The 18,862-nt window shown below is 60.6% G+C and carries 18 protein-coding genes and 1 pseudogene; 10 read left to right on the top strand and 9 right to left on the bottom strand.

Annotated features, from left to right (window positions below; genetic code table 11):
* A pseudogene (locus QZ281_RS15520) lies at positions 1-495 on the bottom strand (leucyl aminopeptidase family protein); the annotation flags it as partial.
* A gap of 88 nt (positions 496-583) precedes the next feature.
* On the opposite strand from QZ281_RS15520, the gene QZ281_RS15515 reads away from it, so the two are divergent.
* Both QZ281_RS15515 and QZ281_RS15510 read left to right on the top strand, forming a co-directional pair.
* Positions 584-1,387, top strand: coding sequence for a tetratricopeptide repeat protein (locus QZ281_RS15515; RefSeq protein WP_292229895.1), 804 nt, complete (start codon positions 584-586; stop codon positions 1,385-1,387).
* A 52-nt stretch (positions 1,388-1,439) separates the two neighbouring features.
* Positions 1,440-2,102, top strand: coding sequence for an HAD family hydrolase (locus QZ281_RS15510; RefSeq protein WP_292229892.1), 663 nt, complete (start codon positions 1,440-1,442; stop codon positions 2,100-2,102).
* A 6-nt stretch (positions 2,103-2,108) separates the two neighbouring features.
* On the opposite strand, the gene QZ281_RS15505 is transcribed toward QZ281_RS15510, so the two are convergent.
* A complete protein-coding gene (locus tag QZ281_RS15505) occupies positions 2,109-3,524 on the bottom strand; it encodes an amidohydrolase family protein (protein ID WP_292229891.1) in 1,416 nt (471 codons plus the stop codon).
* 77 nt (positions 3,525-3,601) lie between these two features.
* The gene (locus tag QZ281_RS15500; RefSeq protein WP_292229889.1) at positions 3,602-4,246 is read right to left on the bottom strand and encodes a DUF998 domain-containing protein; all 645 of its coding nucleotides are present in this window, start codon (positions 4,244-4,246) and stop codon (positions 3,602-3,604) included.
* A gap of 153 nt (positions 4,247-4,399) precedes the next feature.
* On the opposite strand from QZ281_RS15500, the gene QZ281_RS15495 reads away from it, so the two are divergent.
* The 3 genes from QZ281_RS15495 (at position 4,400) to thrS (ending at position 7,113) form a co-directional block, all read left to right on the top strand.
* Entirely contained in the window at positions 4,400-4,870 is a 471-nt protein-coding gene (locus QZ281_RS15495) for an iron-sulfur cluster assembly scaffold protein (protein ID WP_292229887.1), read from the top strand.
* 78 nt (positions 4,871-4,948) lie between these two features.
* Positions 4,949-5,185: a membrane protein insertion efficiency factor YidD gene (gene yidD, locus QZ281_RS15490; protein ID WP_201100996.1), complete on the top strand. Its 237-nt coding sequence runs from the start codon at positions 4,949-4,951 to the stop codon at positions 5,183-5,185.
* Positions 5,182-7,113, top strand: coding sequence for a threonine--tRNA ligase (gene thrS, locus QZ281_RS15485; RefSeq protein WP_292229885.1), 1,932 nt, complete (start codon positions 5,182-5,184; stop codon positions 7,111-7,113). The genes yidD and thrS overlap by 4 nt, the downstream gene beginning before the upstream one ends.
* Positions 7,114-7,188: 75 nt before the next feature.
* Here thrS and dapD read toward each other — a convergent pair whose 3' ends face one another.
* The 3 genes from dapD to argB are packed head-to-tail and all read right to left on the bottom strand — an operon-like array spanning position 7,189 to position 9,643.
* Positions 7,189-8,061, bottom strand: coding sequence for a 2,3,4,5-tetrahydropyridine-2,6-dicarboxylate N-succinyltransferase (gene dapD / locus QZ281_RS15480; RefSeq protein WP_292229883.1), 873 nt, complete (start codon positions 8,059-8,061; stop codon positions 7,189-7,191).
* The gene (locus tag QZ281_RS15475) at positions 8,058-8,717 is read right to left on the bottom strand and encodes a pyrimidine 5'-nucleotidase (protein ID WP_292229881.1); all 660 of its coding nucleotides are present in this window, start codon (positions 8,715-8,717) and stop codon (positions 8,058-8,060) included. The genes dapD and QZ281_RS15475 overlap by 4 nt, the downstream gene beginning before the upstream one ends.
* A complete protein-coding gene (gene argB, locus QZ281_RS15470; protein ID WP_292229879.1) occupies positions 8,714-9,643 on the bottom strand; it encodes an acetylglutamate kinase in 930 nt (309 codons plus the stop codon). Before argB ends, QZ281_RS15475 begins: the two co-directional genes overlap by 4 nt.
* 135 nt (positions 9,644-9,778) lie before the next feature.
* Between argB and QZ281_RS15465 the strand changes: the two genes are divergently transcribed.
* The 5 genes from QZ281_RS15465 (at position 9,779) to QZ281_RS15445 (ending at position 14,699) form a co-directional block, all read left to right on the top strand.
* Positions 9,779-11,074 carry a glycosyltransferase family 1 protein gene (locus QZ281_RS15465; RefSeq protein ID WP_292229877.1) on the top strand — a complete coding sequence of 432 codons (1,296 nt, stop codon included), beginning with the start codon at positions 9,779-9,781 and terminating at the stop codon, positions 11,072-11,074.
* A gap of 92 nt (positions 11,075-11,166) precedes the next feature.
* A complete protein-coding gene (locus QZ281_RS15460; protein ID WP_292229876.1) occupies positions 11,167-11,949 on the top strand; it encodes an ABC transporter permease in 783 nt (260 codons plus the stop codon).
* Position 11,950: 1 nt separating this feature from the next.
* On the top strand, positions 11,951-13,117 hold the full coding sequence (locus QZ281_RS15455) for a chain-length determining protein (protein WP_292229874.1): 1,167 nt from the start codon (positions 11,951-11,953) through the stop codon (positions 13,115-13,117).
* Entirely contained in the window at positions 13,114-13,797 is a 684-nt protein-coding gene (locus tag QZ281_RS15450; RefSeq protein WP_292229872.1) for an ABC transporter ATP-binding protein, read from the top strand. The genes QZ281_RS15455 and QZ281_RS15450 overlap by 4 nt, the downstream gene beginning before the upstream one ends.
* Entirely contained in the window at positions 13,797-14,699 is a 903-nt protein-coding gene (locus QZ281_RS15445; RefSeq protein ID WP_292229870.1) for a hypothetical protein, read from the top strand. Before QZ281_RS15450 ends, QZ281_RS15445 begins: the two co-directional genes overlap by 1 nt.
* Here the strand turns inward: QZ281_RS15445 and QZ281_RS15440 are convergent.
* From QZ281_RS15440 to QZ281_RS15430, 3 genes are read right to left on the bottom strand one after another with little or no spacing between them, the layout of a single operon-like run.
* On the bottom strand, positions 14,672-15,400 hold the full coding sequence (locus tag QZ281_RS15440) for a hypothetical protein (protein ID WP_292229869.1): 729 nt from the start codon (positions 15,398-15,400) through the stop codon (positions 14,672-14,674). The two genes, QZ281_RS15445 and QZ281_RS15440, sit on opposite strands and share 28 nt — an antisense overlap.
* Positions 15,397-18,135 (bottom strand): glycosyltransferase family 4 protein, encoded by a 2,739-nt coding sequence (locus QZ281_RS15435; protein WP_292229867.1) that lies wholly within the window; start codon positions 18,133-18,135, stop codon positions 15,397-15,399. Before QZ281_RS15435 ends, QZ281_RS15440 begins: the two co-directional genes overlap by 4 nt.
* The gene (locus QZ281_RS15430) at positions 18,132-18,860 is read right to left on the bottom strand and encodes a hypothetical protein (RefSeq protein WP_292229865.1); all 729 of its coding nucleotides are present in this window, start codon (positions 18,858-18,860) and stop codon (positions 18,132-18,134) included. The genes QZ281_RS15435 and QZ281_RS15430 overlap by 4 nt, the downstream gene beginning before the upstream one ends.
* Positions 18,861-18,862 lie beyond the last annotated feature (2 nt).

Genomic DNA, 18,862 nt, shown 5'->3' with positions numbered 1-18,862 from the left:
GGCAATGGTCTCTATCTGCAATGGCCCCATGTCGGCGGCAGGGGTGTCGACCATCTCACGCGCCAAAGCACAAGCGGCGGCGATGCGGCTGATCTCGGCGGCGTCGAGCCCCTCGGGGGCGACCAACCGCACCAGCGCCCTGTCCGTCCGCGTCTTGTAGCGATCGAACACATAGGTCCCGAGCAGGAAGGCCAGAGCCGCCTGTTCCGCCTGATCCGCCGCTACGTCCAGTTTATAGAGCCCGCCCGGAAGGCGCGCCGACAGACCGCGCGCGGACATGGGGTCGAAACGCTCGCCTGCGCCGACGATCACCTGATCCACGCCGCCCTCTGCGTTCGGCACGACCAGAAGCTGACCGGGCTTGCCTTCGAAGGCGTGAACATCGGCCCAGCGTTGCGCCGCCTCATCCAACTGTCCGCCCGGCCCGACGAAACGCACCGGGATCGCGGCTCCGGCGTCTTGAGCGGCGACCAGCTGGGGGTGCAGTGCGGACATGGAGGCAAACCTTTCCGGCCATTAACCAAGATTTGACGCGAACCCGCGATTCTCAGACGCAGAACCCAGGACCGTCAGGATCCACCCCATGTCGCGCATGACCGCCCGTCTCGCAACCATCGCCCTGCTGACGCTGGCCGCTTCGCCCGTATTGGCCGAGGCGCGCGCCCCTGCGGATCAGGCGGCGTCCAGCCTGCGCCAGGCGTCGTCGCCCGAAATTCGCGCCACCTATAACCGCATGGACGCCCTGTCGCGCTCGGTCTTCTGGGCCAGCGAACAGGAGGCTGTGCCCAATGATCCCGTCGCCGGGGTCAGGCTGGCTCAGGCCCTGCGCGAACTGGGCCGGTTCGATCAGGCGGTCGAGGCGGCGGAGACGACCCTGGCCATCCAGCCGACCAATCTGGACGCCATGCTGGAGCTTGGCCGCGCCCATATCGCGCGGGGGCAGGCCTTCTATGGCATCGGCCCGCTGGAGAAGGCGCGCGATCAGGCGCCGCGCGACTGGCGCGCCTATTCGCTGTTGGGCACGGCCTATGAGCAGGTGCGTCGTTTCGACGAGGCCCGCGCCGCCTGGAACCAGGCCCTGACCCTGTCGCCGAACAATCCCGATGTGCTGGCCAACGCCGCCATGTCCGCCGCGACACAAGGTGATGCGCCGGGCGCCGAGACCCTGCTGCGCCGCGCCGTGGCCCAGCCGAACGCCTCGCTGAAGGTCAAGCTGAACCTGGCCATGGTGCTGGGCCTGCAGGGCAAGATGGGCGAGGCGGAACAGATTCTGCGCCGCGAAATGCCGCCCGAACAGGCCGAGCGGAACCTGCGCTGGCTGCAGGACCGGGGCTCGCAGCGCACGCCCGACGGCACGCGCACCTGGACCTCGCTGCAGGGCGGCTGATTGAGACGTCGGTGCGATTGATCCGACCGGGGCGGACGTGCTGATAGGGGGCATGGCTTCCTCCCCCCGCTCTCCCAAGACCTATCAGGCCTTCCTGTTCGACATGGACGGCACCCTGATCACCTCGACCGCCGCCGCCGAACGGGTCTGGACCCGCTGGGCCGAGCGCCACAGCATTGATGTCGCCGCCTTCCTGCCGACCATGCATGGGGTGCGCGCCGCCGACACCATCAGGAAACAGAACCTGCCGGACATTGATCTGGAGGCCGAGATCGCCTGGGTCGAACGCGGAGAGATCGAGGATGTCGAGGGCGTCGTCGCCATTCCCGGCGCCATCGACTTCGTCAAACGCCTGCCGCCCGACCGTTGGGCCATCGTCACCTCCGCCACCGTGCCTCTGGCCCGTGCGCGCCTGACCGCCGCTGGCGTGACCCCGCCCCCCGTCTTCATCACCGCCGAGGACGTCGAACACGGCAAGCCTGATCCGGCGGGTTACCTGAAAGCGGCAAAGGCGCTGGGCGTCGACATCGCCGACTGCATCGTGTTCGAGGACGCTGAGGCAGGCGTTCAGGCAGGCGAGGCCGCTGGCGCCGACGTCGTGGTCATCACCGCCGCCCAGCAGCATCCGCTCGACACCCGCTGGCCCGAACTGGCCGACTATGCCGATGCGGAACTGAAGGTCTCGCCCGAGGGTGGTTTGACGCTGGGCCTCTGAGCCCGGTCACAGGCCCAGAAGCCCCTCGCGATCGACGACCTGCCCATCCGCGACCACCATCCGCACATCCGTCATGGCGTCGATGGAGTCGAGGGGATCGGCGCCGAGGAAGACAATGTCCGCCTCCTTGCCGACGGCCAGCGTCCCCAGGCGCGCATCCAGTTTCAGGATAGAAGCCGCGTCGCTGGTCGCCATGCGCAGCACCGCCCAAGCGGGTATTCCCGCCTGCTGATGAAGCGCCATTTCACGCGCGACACTGATGCCCGGCGCAATATACGGATTGGCCATGTCGGTGCCGATGGTCATTGGCACGCCTGCGGCATACATGCGCCGTGTAAGCTCCAGCACCTTGGGCCAGACCACCTTGGCGCGCGCATAGTCCTGCGGCTCCCATCCCGCGTCGAAACGGAAGCCCTGATCCCAGTTGGCGCGCATGTCCGGGTGAATGATCTCCACGTCGCGATCCAGCACAGCCGCATCGTCCCCCCAATAGGCCGGCTGGAATGCGATCAGTGTGGCGTCCACATGGACGCGGTGGCGCGCCAGCGTCTGAATCATGTCAACGATCTCGGGCGCATCAAAATCGGCCGCTTCGAACCATTGATAGAAGGCGAAGCCTCCCAGCTTGCGGTCTGCGACATAGTCGTCGCGTCTGTCGGCAGGCAGCAGTTCGGGGCTGATCGGCATCATATGCACCAGCGCGTCGATTCCCATCCGCGCCGCCCGGCTCCAGCTGACGTCAGACAGATGACCAATGGCAGGCAGGCCGTGGGCGTGGGCGGCTGTGATTCCCTCGCCCAGATCAGCCTCGCTCAGCGCCTCATAAAGCTTGATGTAGCGCGCCCCGCCCTCGGCCTGACGTCGTATGATCTCGGTGATCGAAAGGGTTTCTGACGGGCGCGTCACCAGACCACGGAATGGGAACGCCGAACGGTCTATGACTTCGCCCGCATGCAAGGCCTCGGGCCCCACGAGCACCCCCGCCTTACGATCGGCGTCATATCGCCGATTCAGAACGCCATCCCCGCCAGGATTGCGCACCGTCGTGACCCCATAGGCCAGCAGTCGCGCCGCATTGTGTGCAACGATGTCCGGGCGATCCAGCGCCTCAAGATAGGGCCCGTTGTCATCCGTGCCGACGCGTGATGGGCCAAGCGTGATGTGGGCATGGGTGTCGATCAGACCCGGCAGGGCGTACAGCCCCTTCACATCCTGGATGACGCCGGGATCATTGGGTCGCCCCTGCCCCACCTCGACGATCCGGCCATCCTCAACGACCAGATAGGCGTCAGGCCGCACCGTCTCAGTCGCCGGGTCCAGCAGGGTTGCGCCCAGATAGGTGGTGCGCGTCTGGGCGATGCCGGGCTCAACACCCAGCAGGAGTACGGCTGCAGCGAGAGCCGAAAACAGGCGCGGTTTCATCATCTGACCTCGTAACTAACGTTCGAGGAGATAGTCCCGCGCGGACCGCATCTCTTTCACATGAGCACTGGCGTTTTTTACCCGCTCTCGCTCACCCGCCTTCCCCCATGATCGACGCTGCGGAACTGAAGGTCAGCAGCACCGGCCTGGACATCATCCTGCAGCACGCGTCGCGAGACGAAGCCCAGCCATAGCAGGAAGACGCCCGCCACGACCCGCTGGGTCAGCCCCCTCAGGCCCTCAGGGTCCATCCCCGCGACCGACGCCCACATATAGGTCATCCACAAGAGGGAGACGGCGATGGCGAAGCGGAAGAAATCGGGCGTCAGCTTGCGCCCCTTCATCTCATAGGCCAGTTGCAGGGGCGCCAGAACGACGAACAGGCCGATGCCGTACAGGCCGTGCATCGGCCCGCCCATCTTCCAGATTCCGTTGGCCACCATCGAGACGCCGAAGACCGCCAGCAGCAGGCTGGACAGGACCACTCCCATGCCGAACCGGCGCACCATGCCGATGGCGAAGACGATGATCGACACGCCGACCAGAATGACGCCCGCATTCACCAGCCCCACGACCAGCGGGTTCGACACCAGGGTCATCTCGCTGGCCTGCTGGCGGATGGCGCTGTACCCGGGCGTAAGCAGCCCGCCCAAGGTGATCGGCACGAAGAAAAACAGAAACAGGCCCTGCGCCTGCGCAATCATCGCTCTGGTCAGGGTCACGGCCCTTGGCTCCATCCGGTTCGTCAGTTGATCGCCCTATGACCAGATCGCGCGCCCAAGACACGTGAAAAGCCTGTCATGATCTGTCCCTGATGACGCCTCCCCTCGCCCACACGGCTTCATTTCGTCGGCGACTGCCCCTATCTTCACCCCATGATCGACGACCTCTACAGCACGCGCATCCTGACGCTGGCGGCGAACCTGCCGCACGCAGGGCGGCTGGCTGCGCCTGAAGGCACGGCGGAGCGGGTCGCAAAACTGTGCGGATCGCGCGCGACGGTTGATGTCGTTCTGGACGATCAGGGCCGGGTGGCCGAGTTTGCCCAGGACGTGAAGGCCTGCGCCCTGGGTCAGGCGGCGGCAGGCGTGCTGGGCCAGCATGTGATCGGGGCCAGCGCATCCGAGATCTCCGACGCCCGCGACGCCATGTCCGCCATGCTGAAGTCCGGCGGCGACGGTCCCACCGGCCGGTTCGAGGATCTGCGCGTCCTGAAACAGGTCGCCGACTATCCCGCGCGCCACGCCTCGTCCCTGGTCGCCATCGAGGCGACGCTGGAGGCGGTCAATCAGGCGCTGGAAAAGCATCACACCGACACGCGAACTCGCCTCGCCGGCGCGGCTTGAGGCCTTGCCCGGTTGATCCCCCTGCTGTGACAGGGGATAAGCGCGGTGAACCCTCATCAGCCCCCGGCGAAGGGACGAATGTCTCTCTATGAACGCGGCGTGCGCGCGGCCCATCGGGGCTACAAGCTGACGCTGTCCCCCCTGATCGGCCAGCAGTGCCGATTCCTGCCGACCTGTTCGGACTATGGGCGCGACGCCCTTATCCAGCATGGACCGGTGCGAGGGGGATGGCTCACCGTGCGAAGGCTCTGTAAATGCCATCCCTTCGGAGGGTCGGGCTACGATCCCGTCCCGCCAGTCAAAGAAAAACGATGATCGAACTTAAATTCCCCGACGGCGCGGTGCGTCAGTATCCGCAAGGCTCGACGGGCCGCGACGTGGCTGCCGCCATTTCTCCCTCTCTGGCCAAGAAGGCGGCTTTGGTCGTCTGGAACGGCGAGCAGCGCGACCTTGACCGCGTCATCGACGGCGACGGCGATTTCCGCCTGCTGATGCGCGACGATCCCGAGGCGCTGGAGACCATCCGCCACGACGCCGCCCACGTGCTGGCGCAGGCGGTGCAGGAGTTGTTCCCCGGCACCCAGGTCACCATCGGCCCCGCCATCGAAGACGGCTTCTATTACGACTTCGCCCGCGACGAGCCCTTCTCGACCGACGACTTCGCCAAGATCGAAAAGAAGATGGGCGAGATCATCGACCGGGGCGCCCCGCTGGAGCGTCAGGTCTGGCTGCGCGACGAGGCCATCGCCCACTTCGAGAAGATCGGCGAGGAATATAAGGCCGAACTGATCCGTGACCTGCCCGAGACGGAAACCATCACCGTCTACAAGCAGGGCGAATGGGCCGACCTGTGCCGGGGGCCGCACTTCCCTACGACCAAGTTCGTCGGCAAGGCCTTCAAGCTGACCAAGCTGGCGGGCGCCTACTGGCGCGGCGATTCCAGCCGCGCCCAGCTTCAGCGCATCTATGGCACCGCCTGGGCGACCAAGGAGGATCTGGACGCCTATCTGCTGCGCATCGAAGAGGCCGAAAAGCGCGACCACCGCAAGGTCGGCAAGGCCATGGAGCTCTTCCACATGCAGGAAGAGGGCCGCGGCATGGTCTTCTGGCACCCCAAGGGCTGGGTCCTGTGGCGCGTGCTTGAGGCCTATATGCGCCGCCGTCTGGACGCCGCCGGTTACGTCGAGGTCAAGACGCCCCAGGTTCTGGACCGCAAGTTCTGGGAACAGAGCGGTCACTGGGACAAGTACCGCCCCAATATGTTTGTCTGCGAGACGGTCGAGGGCGAGACCCTGTCGCTGAAGCCGATGAACTGCCCCGGCCACGTGCAGATCTTCGATCAGGGCCAGCGGTCCTATCGCGAGCTGCCGCTGCGCATGGCCGAGTTCGGCGCCTGCCACCGCTATGAGCCGTCCGGTTCACTGCACGGCCTGATGCGGGTGCGCGGCTTCACGCAGGACGACGCCCACATCTTCTGCCGCGAAGACCAGATCGTCGAGGAGACGGCCGAGTTCATTAAGCTGGCCCGCAGCGTCCACGCCGACCTGGGCATGGAGACGGCCTACATCAGCCTGGGCACCCGGCCTGAGAACCGCGCCGGTTCAGACGAGTTCTGGGACAAGGCCGAGGCCCTTATGGCCGAAGCCGCCCGCGCCGCCGGGACCGAGCCGGTCGTCACCGAGGGTGACGGCGCCTTCTACGCGCCCAAGCTGGACTTCATCGTCAAGGACGCCATCGGCCGCGAATGGACCTGCGGCACGATCCAGCTGGACTATGTGCTGCCCGAACGCCTGAACGCGACCTATATCGCCGAGGATGGCCAGAAGCACCGCCCGGTCATGCTGCACCGCGCGATCTTGGGCAGCTTCGAACGGTTCATCGGCATCATGATCGAGAACTATGCGGGCGCCTTCCCGCTGTGGCTGGCGCCGACCCAGGCCGTGGTGGCCACCATCACCTCGGACGCCGACGGCTATGCGGAAGAGGTCACCGCCCGGTTCCGCGCGGCGGGCCTGCGCGTCGAAACCGACCTGCGCAACGAGAAGATCAACTACAAGATCCGCGAACACTCGGTCGGCAAGGTGCCCGCCATCGCCGTCGTCGGCCGCAAGGAAGCCGAAGAAGGCAAGGTCGCCATCCGCCGCCTGGGCAGCCAGGCCCAGACCATCGTCACAATCGAGGAAGCCATCGCCCTCCTCACCGACGAAGCGACGCCGCCGGACCTGAAGCGCCTTCAGGCCTGACATCCGGCCCTGAAACTGAAAAGCCCGCCCCGGACGACCGGGGCGGGCTTTTTGCTGTCAGAGCTGCAACGAAAATCAGTCGCGCAGCAGTTCGTTGACGCCGGTCTTGGCGCGGGTCTGGGCGTCGACGCGCTTGACGATGACGGCGCAGTACAGCGACGGGCCGCCCTTGGGGTCCGGCAGCGAACCCGGCACCACGACCGAATAGGCCGGCACTTCGCCGCGGAAGACTTCGCCGGTCGCCCGGTCCACGATCTTGGTCGAGCCGGACAGATAGACGCCCATGGCCAGGACCGCGCCCTCGCGCACGATCACGCCCTCGGCGACCTCGGCGCGGGCGCCGATGAAGCAGCCGTCTTCGATGATGGTCGGATTGGCCTGCAGCGGCTCCAGCACGCCGCCGATGCCCGCGCCGCCCGACAGGTGCACGTTCTTGCCGATCTGGGCGCAGGAGCCGACCGTGGCCCAGGCGTCAACCATCGTGCCTTCATCGACATAGGCGCCGATGTTCACGAACGACGGCATCAGGACGACGTTCTTGGCGATGTAGGCGCCCTGACGGACTATGCTGCCCGGCACCGAACGGAAACCCGCCGCCTGATAATCGGCCTGACCCCACTCACCAAACTTGTTCGGCACCTTGTCCCAGAAGGGGCCAAGGCCCGAGGCGTGGTCCGACGAGATCGGCAGGACCGGACCGCGCGATCCGGCGCGCATGATCTGGTTGTCGTTCAGGCGGAAGGACAGCAGCACCGCCTTCTTCAGCCACTGGTGCGTGGTCCAGACGCCGTCATCGCCGCGCGAGGCCACACGCGCCTGACCGGAATCCAGCAGGGCCAGGGCGCTTTCGACGGCATGGCGCACATCACCCTGCGTCGCGGCCGAAACATTGGCGCGGTCTTCCCAGGCCGCCTCGATGACGGATTCGAGATGCGACAGGTCGGTCATGCGGCGTCCTTGAGATTCAGGTCGGAGAGGAAGTCGAGAAGATCGGGGGCGATGATGTCGATATGGTCGCCCAGCGGTTTGCCGTGGCCGTCGCCGATCAGGATGGTGCTCATGCCCAGCGCCTTGGCCGGCTCCAGGTTCTTGGGCGTGTCTTCAAAGAAGGCGGCGCGGTGGGACTGGATGTCGAACCGCTCCAACATCCTGCGGAAAGTCGCCGGATTGGGCTTGGGCGTCAGATCCCCGTCCTCGATGGCGAAGACGCCTGCGAAACAGTCGGAAATCCCGATCCGGTCCAGCACCCGGTGCGCATAGTCACGCGCGCCATTGGTGAAGACAAAACATTGCCCCGGCAGGGCCTTGAGCCGTTCGGCCAGACGCGGGTTCGGTTCGACCGAATCCAGCGGCACATCATGCACTTCCTTCAGGAAGCGATCGGTGTCGACGGCGTAGTTGGCCATCAAACCCGCCAACGTCGTGCCGTGTTCGTCCAGGAACTGACGCTGCATCACCGCGGCCTCTTCCGGCGCCAGGCCCACGGCCTCGACCACAAAGGCGTTGATCCGCGCCTGGACCAGACGCATCAGCCCCTGCTCACGCGGGTACAGGGTGTCGTCCATGTCGAACACCCAGGCATTTACATGGTGCAGGTCGGTCAAGACGCCTTCACCAGAGTGCCCGCGCCGAACTCGGTGAACAGCTCCACCAGCATGGCGTGCGAACGGCGACCGTCCAGAATAACCACAGCCTCGACGCCTGCGCGCACCGCCGCCATCGCCGTCTCCAGCTTGGGGATCATGCCGCCGGTGGCGACGCCCGTGTCGATCAGGTTCTGCGCTTCTTCCAGCGTCATCTGACGGATGATCTGGCCATCCGCGCCCTTGACCCCCGGCACGTCCGTCAGCAGCAGCATACGCTTGGCGTTCAGCGATCCGGCGATGGCGCCCGCCACCGTGTCGGCGTTGACGTTGAAGGTCTGGCCGTCCTCAGCCACGCCGATCGGCGCGATGACCGGCACCCAGTCCTCGGTTTCCGAGGCGATCAGTCCGGCGATCAGCTTGGGATCAACCTTGGTCGGTTCGCCGACATAGCCCAGGTCCACCTCGTGCTCGATCATGCTGTCGGGATCGCGCTTGGTGCGGCGCGTCTTCTCGACCGTCAACAAGCCTGCATCCTTGCCCGACAGGCCGACGCCGCGCACGTCGGCTTCCTTGCCGGCCATGGTGATCCAGTGGGCAATCTCTTTGTTCACCGCGCCCGACAGCACCATCTCGGCGACTTCCATCGTCGCTGGGTCCGTGACCCGCAGGCCGTCGACAAAGCTAGACTTCACCCCCGCCTTGTCCAGCATGGCGCTGATCTGCGGCCCGCCGCCATGCACCACGACCGGGTTCACCCCCATCAGCTTCAGCAGCACGACATCGGCGGCGAATTGCTTGGCCACGGCGCTCTCGCCCATGGCGTGGCCGCCGTATTTGATGACCACGGTCTCGCGGTCATAGACCTGAATATACGGCAGGGCTTCGGCGAGCGTCTTCGCCGTCTCCCAGCTGCGTTCTTCGGATTGGCGCTCGGTTTCGTTCATTGCCCGCGGGGATTAGCGGGGGACGGGGGCGGTGTCACGCAGGAAGGTGATCAACGAATCCAGATCGCTTGATGCAGGCCGAGGACATCGATAGTTACCGAAGGCTTCATCAGGCCTGCCTTTGGATTTTACTAAGTGATCACGTCCTGCATCGACGGTTGGAATCTGGCCCTACCTCAAGGATCCGGCATCGCCACCTACGGACACACGTTGCTAGCCGCTCTTGAGCATCTGAATGTCGATCGCCAGGTCCTCTATGGTCCGGCTGCAAAACGGCACGCATCCGCCCTGATCGACGAGACAATGCTCATCGACGCCAAGACGGCAAGCCGACGGAAGGCCGGGGTCGCGCGCGCCGTCAGCACGCTTCTTTCTCGCCTTGGATGCACAGCCCACCCCATTCTCCCTTCCGGTCAGGTCGTCTGGCCCACGCAGGGCGCACGCCAACCTGCCGCCTCAAGCTATTGGTCGTCGCGCGACCTGTTCAACCTCGCCAACCGCGCCTTTCAACAATACGGGACCACCACCCCGGTCCGGTTCAATCCCGAGAACAGCGGCGTGCGCTGTCCAGACGTTGTACATTGGACGTGCCCACTGCCGCTTCACGCGCCGCAAGCCGCCAATGTGTTGACGGTCCACGACATAATTCCATTGAAGCTTCCGCACGCCACGCTGGATCGGCAGGACAGTTATTTTCGTCTGGTTCAGGCGGCTTGCGAGCGCGCCGACCATATCGCCAGCATATCCGAAACGACGAAAGCCGATCTGATTCAGTTTTTTGGCGTTCCTGACGAAAAGATAAGCGTCACCTATCAACCGGTGCTCGCCCCCAAGCCCAGCAATCATGAAACCGATGCAGCTTGGTTGAAGGACACGCTTGGCTTGGATTGGGAAAGCTATTTCCTGTTCTATGGTGCCATCGAACCCAAGAAAAATCTTGGCCGGGTCGTCGAAGCCTTCCTTGAAGCACGGACCGATGCCCGCCTGATTATCGTCGGTGGTAGATCATGGCTGTCGGAGCATGAGACGGGACTACTTGAAGCCGCGACTGCGAACCAAGACGGTTCGCGCATTCTCAAACTTGATTATCTGCCTCGCTCAACGCTCGAAAGGCTCTTGCGTGGCGCACGCGGGACCCTCTTCCCTTCGTTGTATGAGGGCTTTGGCCTGCCGATTCTAGAATCCATGGCCCTTGGCTCGCCTGTGCTGACATCACGCGGTGGAGCCACAGGTGAAGTGGCAGGTGACGCCGCTGTCCTCGTGGACCCCTATGACGTCGCGGACATACGAACAGCCATTGAACAGTTGGACGCCGATTTCGATTTTCGACAGGTCTTAAGGGAGCGTGGCTTTGCGCGCTCCGAGACCTTCAGCGCGGAAGCCTACGCACGACGAATAGAAGTCATTTACCGTGCGCTTCGCTTGTTGTAGCACTTTGCCCTTCTAGCGACCCGCCTCCATCAAGGTGAGCGTTCCTTCAAAGGCCACGCTCTCATTGGGACGGCCAGAATGAGAAGAATTGCTTGAGAAAGCTGATCGGCGGCTTCGCGTCTCAAGCCCGGGTCCTCCACGCCCTGGTTTTGCGTGAAATGATGACCCGCTACGGTCGCGAGGGCATCGGCTTCCTATGGTTGATCGCCGAGCCACTGGCGTTCTGTCTAGGCGTCATGATTCTTTGGACCGCCATCAAGCCTGCATATGAATATGGGGTGCGCGTCGCCCCATTCGTGATGAGCGGCTATATGTGCCTGCTTCTGCTTCGCCATCTGGTCACACATTCGCTGCACGCCGTTCAGGCCAACACCGGTCTGCTGTTCCACCGCAAGGTTCAACCGCTTCACCTATACCTGTCACGCGCTATACTTGAATTTCTTGGAACAACGCTTGCGTTTTTCGTTGTTTACGTGATCCTGATGTTACTGGGACAAGTCTCGCCGCCGAAGGACTGGCTCACCCTATACGCAGGATGGTTTATCCTAGGGTGGCTGTCTTTTGGCCTTGCCTTGGTGCTGAGCGCGCTTTCCATTCGCTACGAGGCCGTGGAGCGCCTGAACAACCTGGTGCTCTACCTTCTGATTCCTCTATCCGGGTCATTCATCATGGCCCAATACGTCCCTGCCAGTTATCGTGATTATTTCCTCTACATCCCATTCCCGCATGCGATCGAAATGGTGCGTGCGGGGATTTGGGGCGATGCGGTCATCACCCACTACACTCCCATCTATCCGATAGCCTGGGGGGGAGGATTTGTTCTGCTCGGCCTCCTGCTTTTGAATATCTACCGCAACCACATCGAGACTGAGTGACATGTCCGAACACGCTGAAATCCGTTTCATCGGACCACTCGATGGACTAGAAAAAAAATCGGCACCCCAGCCGTGGTGGCGCAAACCCCTATTTTTGTCGGTGGCTATCATCGTCGGATTGCCGACTCTGTTGGCCGCAATCTATTTTCTGTTGATCGCCTCGCCACGATACGTCTCCGAAGCAAACTTCATTGTCAGGCGGGCCGATCAATCCGGTCCGGGTGCTTTGGGTTTGGCGCTATCTGGCGTCGGCCTCTCCGCCACGGCGACCGACACCTTCATGGTTCATGAATTCGTCAAATCACGATCAGCGGTGGATTTCCTGCAATCACGGCACGATTTGGGTCGTGTCTTCTCCCCACCGCAGGCCGACCCTTTTTCGCGCGCGCACAAACCGTGGAGCTCCAACACTAAGGAAGATCTCTACAAGGGCGTCGAGGGCTTCCTGCACGTCGGCTATGACTCCACTACGGGCATCAGCACGATCCGCGTTCAGGCCTTCAATCCCAAGGACGCCAAGAACATCGCCGAAACGCTTCTCGCAGGCGGCGAGAATGTCGTGAACACCATCAATGAAAGATCATCTCAAGCCGCCGTCTCGGAGGCTGAACGGACAACACGCGACGCTGCTGCCCGGCTGCAGGAAGCCCAAACAGCTCTGACTACCTTCCGTAACCGCGAACAAATCGTCGATCCGGCCGGCCTAGCTGCGCAAAGCGCCACATTGCTGGGGCGGCTGATGGCCGAACTGGCCACGCTTGAAGCCGAACGCCGCCAGATCACCTCTGAAACCCCTTCAAGCCCGCTTTTGCCGACGCTGGATCGTCGGATCGACGCCTTCCGCAAACAGATTGAACAGGAGCGCGCCAAGATCGCAGGCGACTCTGGCTCACTCGCCCCCAAGATCGGCGCCTATGAAGCGCTCGTCTTTGAGCGCGAGATGGCCACTCGCACCCTCGCTGCAGCCAACCAGGCGTTGGAAGGCGCACAAGTGGACGCCCGGCGCCAGCACCTGTTCCTTGACCGGATCGTTGAGCCGAACCTGCCCGACAAGCCTATTGAGCCGCGGCGCTGGCTGGCTATTCTCGCCATCTTCGCCAGTTTCTCGCTTCTCTACGGGTGTGGATACCTGATGTGGGCCGGCATCCGAGAGCATCGCCACGAATGACGTCTTCCGCCCTCAACGATAAAACTCCGCTCGCTCTACGGGTGCGGAATTTGGCCAAAACCTACCCTAATGGACATTCCGTCTTCAAAGATCTGAGCTTTGATCTGCGGAAGTCCGGCCGCCTGGCCCTACTTGGGCGAAACGGACAAGGAAAATCTACACTTATCAAAATGTTGGGTGGCGCTTTGGCTCAAACCAAGGGCGGCATCGACTGGCGCTGCACCGCATCTTGGCCGATTGGCTTCGGCGGAGGCTTTCAAGGAAGCCTCTCGGGGCTGGACAACATACGCTTCCTCGCTCGTCTCTACCGCAAAGACATAGAGAATACTCTTCGCCGTGTTGATGATTTTGCTGAATTAGGGACAAATCTGACCCTGCCCGTCAAACACTATTCTTCCGGCATGCGCGCACGCCTCGCTTTTGGTCTATCTCTGGCTATTGAATTCGATTGCTACCTGATCGATGAATTAGTGGCTGTCGGCGACAGCCGCTTTCAACGAAAATGCCAGATCGAACTCTTCGAGCGCCGTCAGGAACGCGCCTTCATAATGGCGTCCCACGACATGAATTTGATTGCGAGCCTTTGCGACCGAGCACTCATCATCGAGAGCGGCAAGGCCAAGATGTTCGATGACATCAATGAAGCCGTTGATGTCTATAGCTGGCTTCGAGCGGCCTGATGTCCCGCCCTTTGCATATCTTCATTCCGCCATCCTGGCGTGCGGGCCACGCGCGTCAAGCCATTGAGGCCGCTGCCACCGCTCGTGGATTAAGCGCCCAGTTTATCGGCGACCGCGCGACAGACGCCCATGTCGCCGCGCCAGCAAGCGCAGTCAATCTTTACCAACAGCTTGATTATGTGAATCTCACACCCTTGGCCGGCGACTGGATTATCGTGCCCCCTCCTGGCAGCGAGGACTGTGTTCGCCTGTTCCAGACGTTACATCCGGAGATGGGCAGGGCATGGGCGGTCACACATGGATCGGAAGGCCTTGCCGCATCCCTCTGGTTGGCGGAACATGGCGCAGACATCGTCACGGAAGAACGGCTGTTGATTGGCGGTCACCCCGTAGGATTTGACGTCATCCAGGACCAGGATCGCGCTGGAGCCCCCGAACTGACCGCGTTCTCGGATCTGAACATCCTCGAGGGCGAAACCTCTTCCTTCACGCAAAGCCTCCTGGCCAGTTCCCCAGGGTTCCTGACAGATGCGGAAGGCTGGCATGACTTGTCAGGCAGAGCTCGCCATCTGCTTTCCGGCCCGCACATCTTTCTGCCCGCCGGCATGTGGCGCGTGGATCTGGAATTCGACGTCGATGTTCAGGAAGGAGCGCCCCGCTTATCGGTGCAGTGGGGCGGCGGCGCCCTGCAACGCACACAATTCACCACCATCGTCCGGGCATCCGGCGCCTACATCGCATCTCTGGAAAGCCACTTTGACCGTCCTGATGCCGCTCACTGTCTTGTCGCGACCGACGCGGCACAACTTCAGGGTCGATTTCGCTTCAAAGAGTGTCGATTGACACGCGTGGCCCCAGTGCACGGCTCAGATGCTTACACCACCTTGAACAACTGGGCATAGATTCGATCCAACGACCGACTTCGACCCAACCCCCGCACGTCCGGAGCAGGCGCCAGCACCAATGGCGCCGCCGGTACACGGCGAACACAGTGCCAATCTGCTAAGCGGTCGTCGTTAGCCGTGACATAAGCCGCTGGACCGTCGATTCCTGCCGTCACCAGCGCCAGCAGGTCTGCACCATGCAGCGCCGTTAAGAGAATATGGGCGCGTTCGGCAAGCATCGTCGCATATACGAACAACCCTTCATGTAGTGACATGTCATTCGCTGCCGCGATCCCTCCGACGTAAAGACCGTCGCGCCATACTCGAGACAAGTCTGATGGACCGGTGCGTATGTTCAGCACAGCCCTGCCATTCTCAACCAGGGTCGTGCGGCCCAAGCTACAGGGAAGGCTTTGTCCCGCTTCCACAACAACAAAGAACGGCTGCCTTGCCGTGAAGGCAAAGCTCAAATCCGCAGGCGACGAAGCTGTCGCTCGAGAATTCGCGTCAACTGCCTTGATCTTCAGTTGAGGAAATCGATCACAAATCGGATCGATTTGATTGCCTGGATTTAGCCATACGCTCACAACGAAATCACCCTCGCTTTCCTGGGCCGCCAGCAACGACGATAGAGTGACATCCATACGTGCGGCGACATATCCATCATCAACGCCTTGACGCACAACGACCTCCACGATCGGTCGAAGATGAGATGTCATCGCCTCCCTCCGTCTTTCTGGCCTCCATTGATGCTGTTCAACTCGGACAATATCGCATCCCAATGCCGCTCGAATCGCGCAAGGCCTGACACAGCCTCATAGACCGCGAGCGCTTGGACGCGAGATGCCTCGCGCGCTTCACCATCCTCCAATAAGCGCAACACTTCTCGAGCAAAGGCCTCAGGTTCATCAAAGCGCGGCATGTTCTGTACCGGTTCCCCCAAACCTCGCAGAGCGACATTCGTGGCAACGACTGCAGCGCCTTCAGCAAAAGCCTCAAGCGCCTTAATTGAAATACCCGTCCCTCGTTGATCGGGCAGGACGCAAACATCACTAAGTGCGCGCAGGGTCGTCAAATCATGAACATAACCAGTGAACAGAACATAGGGTTCACCTTCAAACTTAGCAAAAAGCGCGTGCGCCAGCTTACCAACGACAGACAGAATTATGCCTTTCGGTTGAAGATAGGGGCGGAACACCTCAGTGATAAACCATTCGCCTGCCTCCAGATTAGCGGCATGAGCGTCTCCCACCAGCAGCAAAGGTATCCGCTTCATGTCTTTGTACCATTCACCCCAGCCGTTCTCAGCCGCCATCTGCTCAACAGTGAATATCGACGAATTCATTTCGTTTTTTGGTACGTAAGGGATGATCAGCGTCGATGACTTAGCCGCCAGAGACAAGACCGCGTGCTCTTCCGGCGCCACGTTTATAACGTGATCGTACCGGGACACTTCTGCCATCTCGTCACCAAGCAAATCGCCAAGCGTCGCAGGCTGATCTGTGCCTGCGTTACGTAAAGGCCAATTCACCATCTGATAGGATTGAATGTCGTGTGTTTCCAGAATCATCGCACCTTTGCACCAACGATGAGCAAAGCCGCTGTGGAAGATGTGGTTCACAACTGTCAACTGCGCCTGACGGCAAAAGGCTTCAACATCAGCGTCATAGATTTCTGCCGCAGCAATTCGTTGCTGAAATTGCTCGAAAGTGGAAGCCGTCAAATATTCGTCCGAATTCTCCAGACGGTCCACGGATTCAATCGTCGCGAAAACAACACGCTGAACATTACCGCGTGTGAATTGTGAATTTTGATTTAGAATAGACCAAAAATATGAAATTACATCCTGAGGCCTTTCTGGCTTATCATGAACAAATATTTGAACAACGAAGAAACCTGCACTTAACAGATACCGAACCTGCGCCTCCATCGCGAAGGAACTTCCACAACGCCCCCAAGCCGGCATGATCACCACGGCCTTAGGACCGACACGCATCACCTCCAAAGACGGCTTCGGCATCGCGCCCAGCAAGCGCGTCACCACATCAGACGCATAAAGAGCACGCGCGCGTTCAAGCTTCGCATCCCGAGATTTTTCTTGTGCTTCATCTGTTTGTGAGCGCCAAAGCCTGAGCAGCAAACCCGGCAATTCCGTCAAGTCCGAATATACCGCAATGTCCGCATAATTTTCTGATTTAGCCAAGGTTGTTCCATCAGGAACAATGCACGCCACCCCCAAAACAGAACAATCATGCAAAACAGCGCTTACTCGCTTTTCATAGCGCTCGGCGATATAAGGCAAGATAACGACGTCACTATTAGCCAGCTCTGATATGTACTGATCGTTTTCGTCGGTATTCACAAACCGAACGTCATTGCCAAGAAAAGCTGCCGCGTTACGCAACAGGGGTAGCGAACCAGCGTGATACATAACCCGCAGGTCAAGCGGCTCGCCCCTCGCCTTAAAAAACTTCACACTCTGTTTTAGGGCCTTTAGTCCCTCTACGGTCAGGTCAGACGCGCGGACCCCGACGCGCATCTGTCGCTCCGCCAGGGCCTGTCCTTGCCGCTGCCGGCGCATACGTTGTTCATTTCGTTCACCCTTCAACGCACGAAAAATAGCGTCAAGATTGACCAAGCCATCAAATTTTCCAAACGGAAGACCAAATAGGCCTTCACATTCTTCTGAAAGTTCCGAGCACGTCGTCAAATAATACTGACGTCTAAAAGGCGAACCCGACCTCAATCTATCAACCAGGCTGCCAAAATGAGAATATGAATGATACCTATCCAAGAAAGTTCTGGCGTCAGTGGCTTCAGCACCAAAATGGAAAAGGAAGTAAGCATCAACATTTATAGTCGAATCAATTCCCAACTTCAAACTAACTTCAGATAAACTCTCCATCATTGCGGGGGTGACGGTATGAAAGAACAGGCAATCGCCCTTATCTAATTTAAGATCTACAAGAGCCTTACTCAAAGCCTCAGCATAATCGTCACGATTAAACGGAAGCGTCTGAAGTTGCGCTGCACGCACCTCACGTTCCGCAGCACACCGCGCAGCTTCACGCTTTATCGAACGCAGACGACGTTCTCCAAGCTCAACGCCGCCGCGATCATCGCTCTCCCAAGCCTTGCCTACAGCCTTTTCCCTGCTGGCCACCAACCGAGCGAAACGAGCCACCCTTCCTTTTTCGCGCAGATGCTCCGGACTTCGATCATGTCGCGAGACAATTTTGTCATGCTCATAGAAGGCATACCGGAACAGTCGATGCTCCCAAATGCCCGACAGCTCTCCGGATATGCTTGGTGAAGCCTCATTGGAAACAAGGTGGAAGTCATAACCTGCTGCTTGCGCCGACTGCGCAAATGCAACCGCGTACTGCCACTTATCCCCCTTGGTGCCATCAAAACTGGGATCGATTAATACAAATCTAGGCTTACGATTATTCATCCGTCATCACCAACGCGGATTTCAAATCCCAACAACTCAACACTTCGGACAGATCTTTGATGAACTCGAAGCTCTAATTCAGAATTGGAATTCAAAGGCGACCAGTCAATTTCAAGAGATATGTTTTTTTCTTCATCAGCACCGACTGAGGCGACAGCCGCCCCTGATGCAATCACCTTGTTCAATACCGGGCAAAAAATATCGAACAAAATCCCCCGGTCATTCTTCTTGTACTTTCCGGCCAGGAATTTCATTCTAAGCAAGACCTTATAACGACCAGGTCCCAATTTTTTGTACGGCCCATACAACGCAGTCGGCGAACGCCCTTCATCCACACCCGACACCAACACGCGATCCCCCAATTCACGCGCGATGCTGCGGTTCAAACGAAATCCCTGGAGTGTAAGGGGAGCCTCAATTCGCCCGATCTGAAGACGGTCACTCAGCACCCTATCCACAGATATAGAGGCGTAATCATCGCGCAGGCGAAAGACCTTTCGGAACCCATCCTCTAAACGCTCATCCGCGTCACCATCCACCTCGACAACTAATGATACAGCGGATCCGCTCGCCAGGTCTGAAGATAGGCGTGCGTATATTCTATCAATACGCGTTTCATAATAGTCTACCAGCGCCTGCTGGCGAACAGACGTCATTTGCAGATCGGCTCGCAACTGAGCGAGTTCTAGGCTGTTCGAAGCCTGTGCGCTCTCCAAGTCCTTCAACC

The organism is Brevundimonas sp., from assembly GCF_018608325.1.
Lineage (GTDB): Bacteria > Pseudomonadota > Alphaproteobacteria > Caulobacterales > Caulobacteraceae > Brevundimonas.
This window is presented reverse-complemented; position numbering and strand designations above follow the sequence as displayed.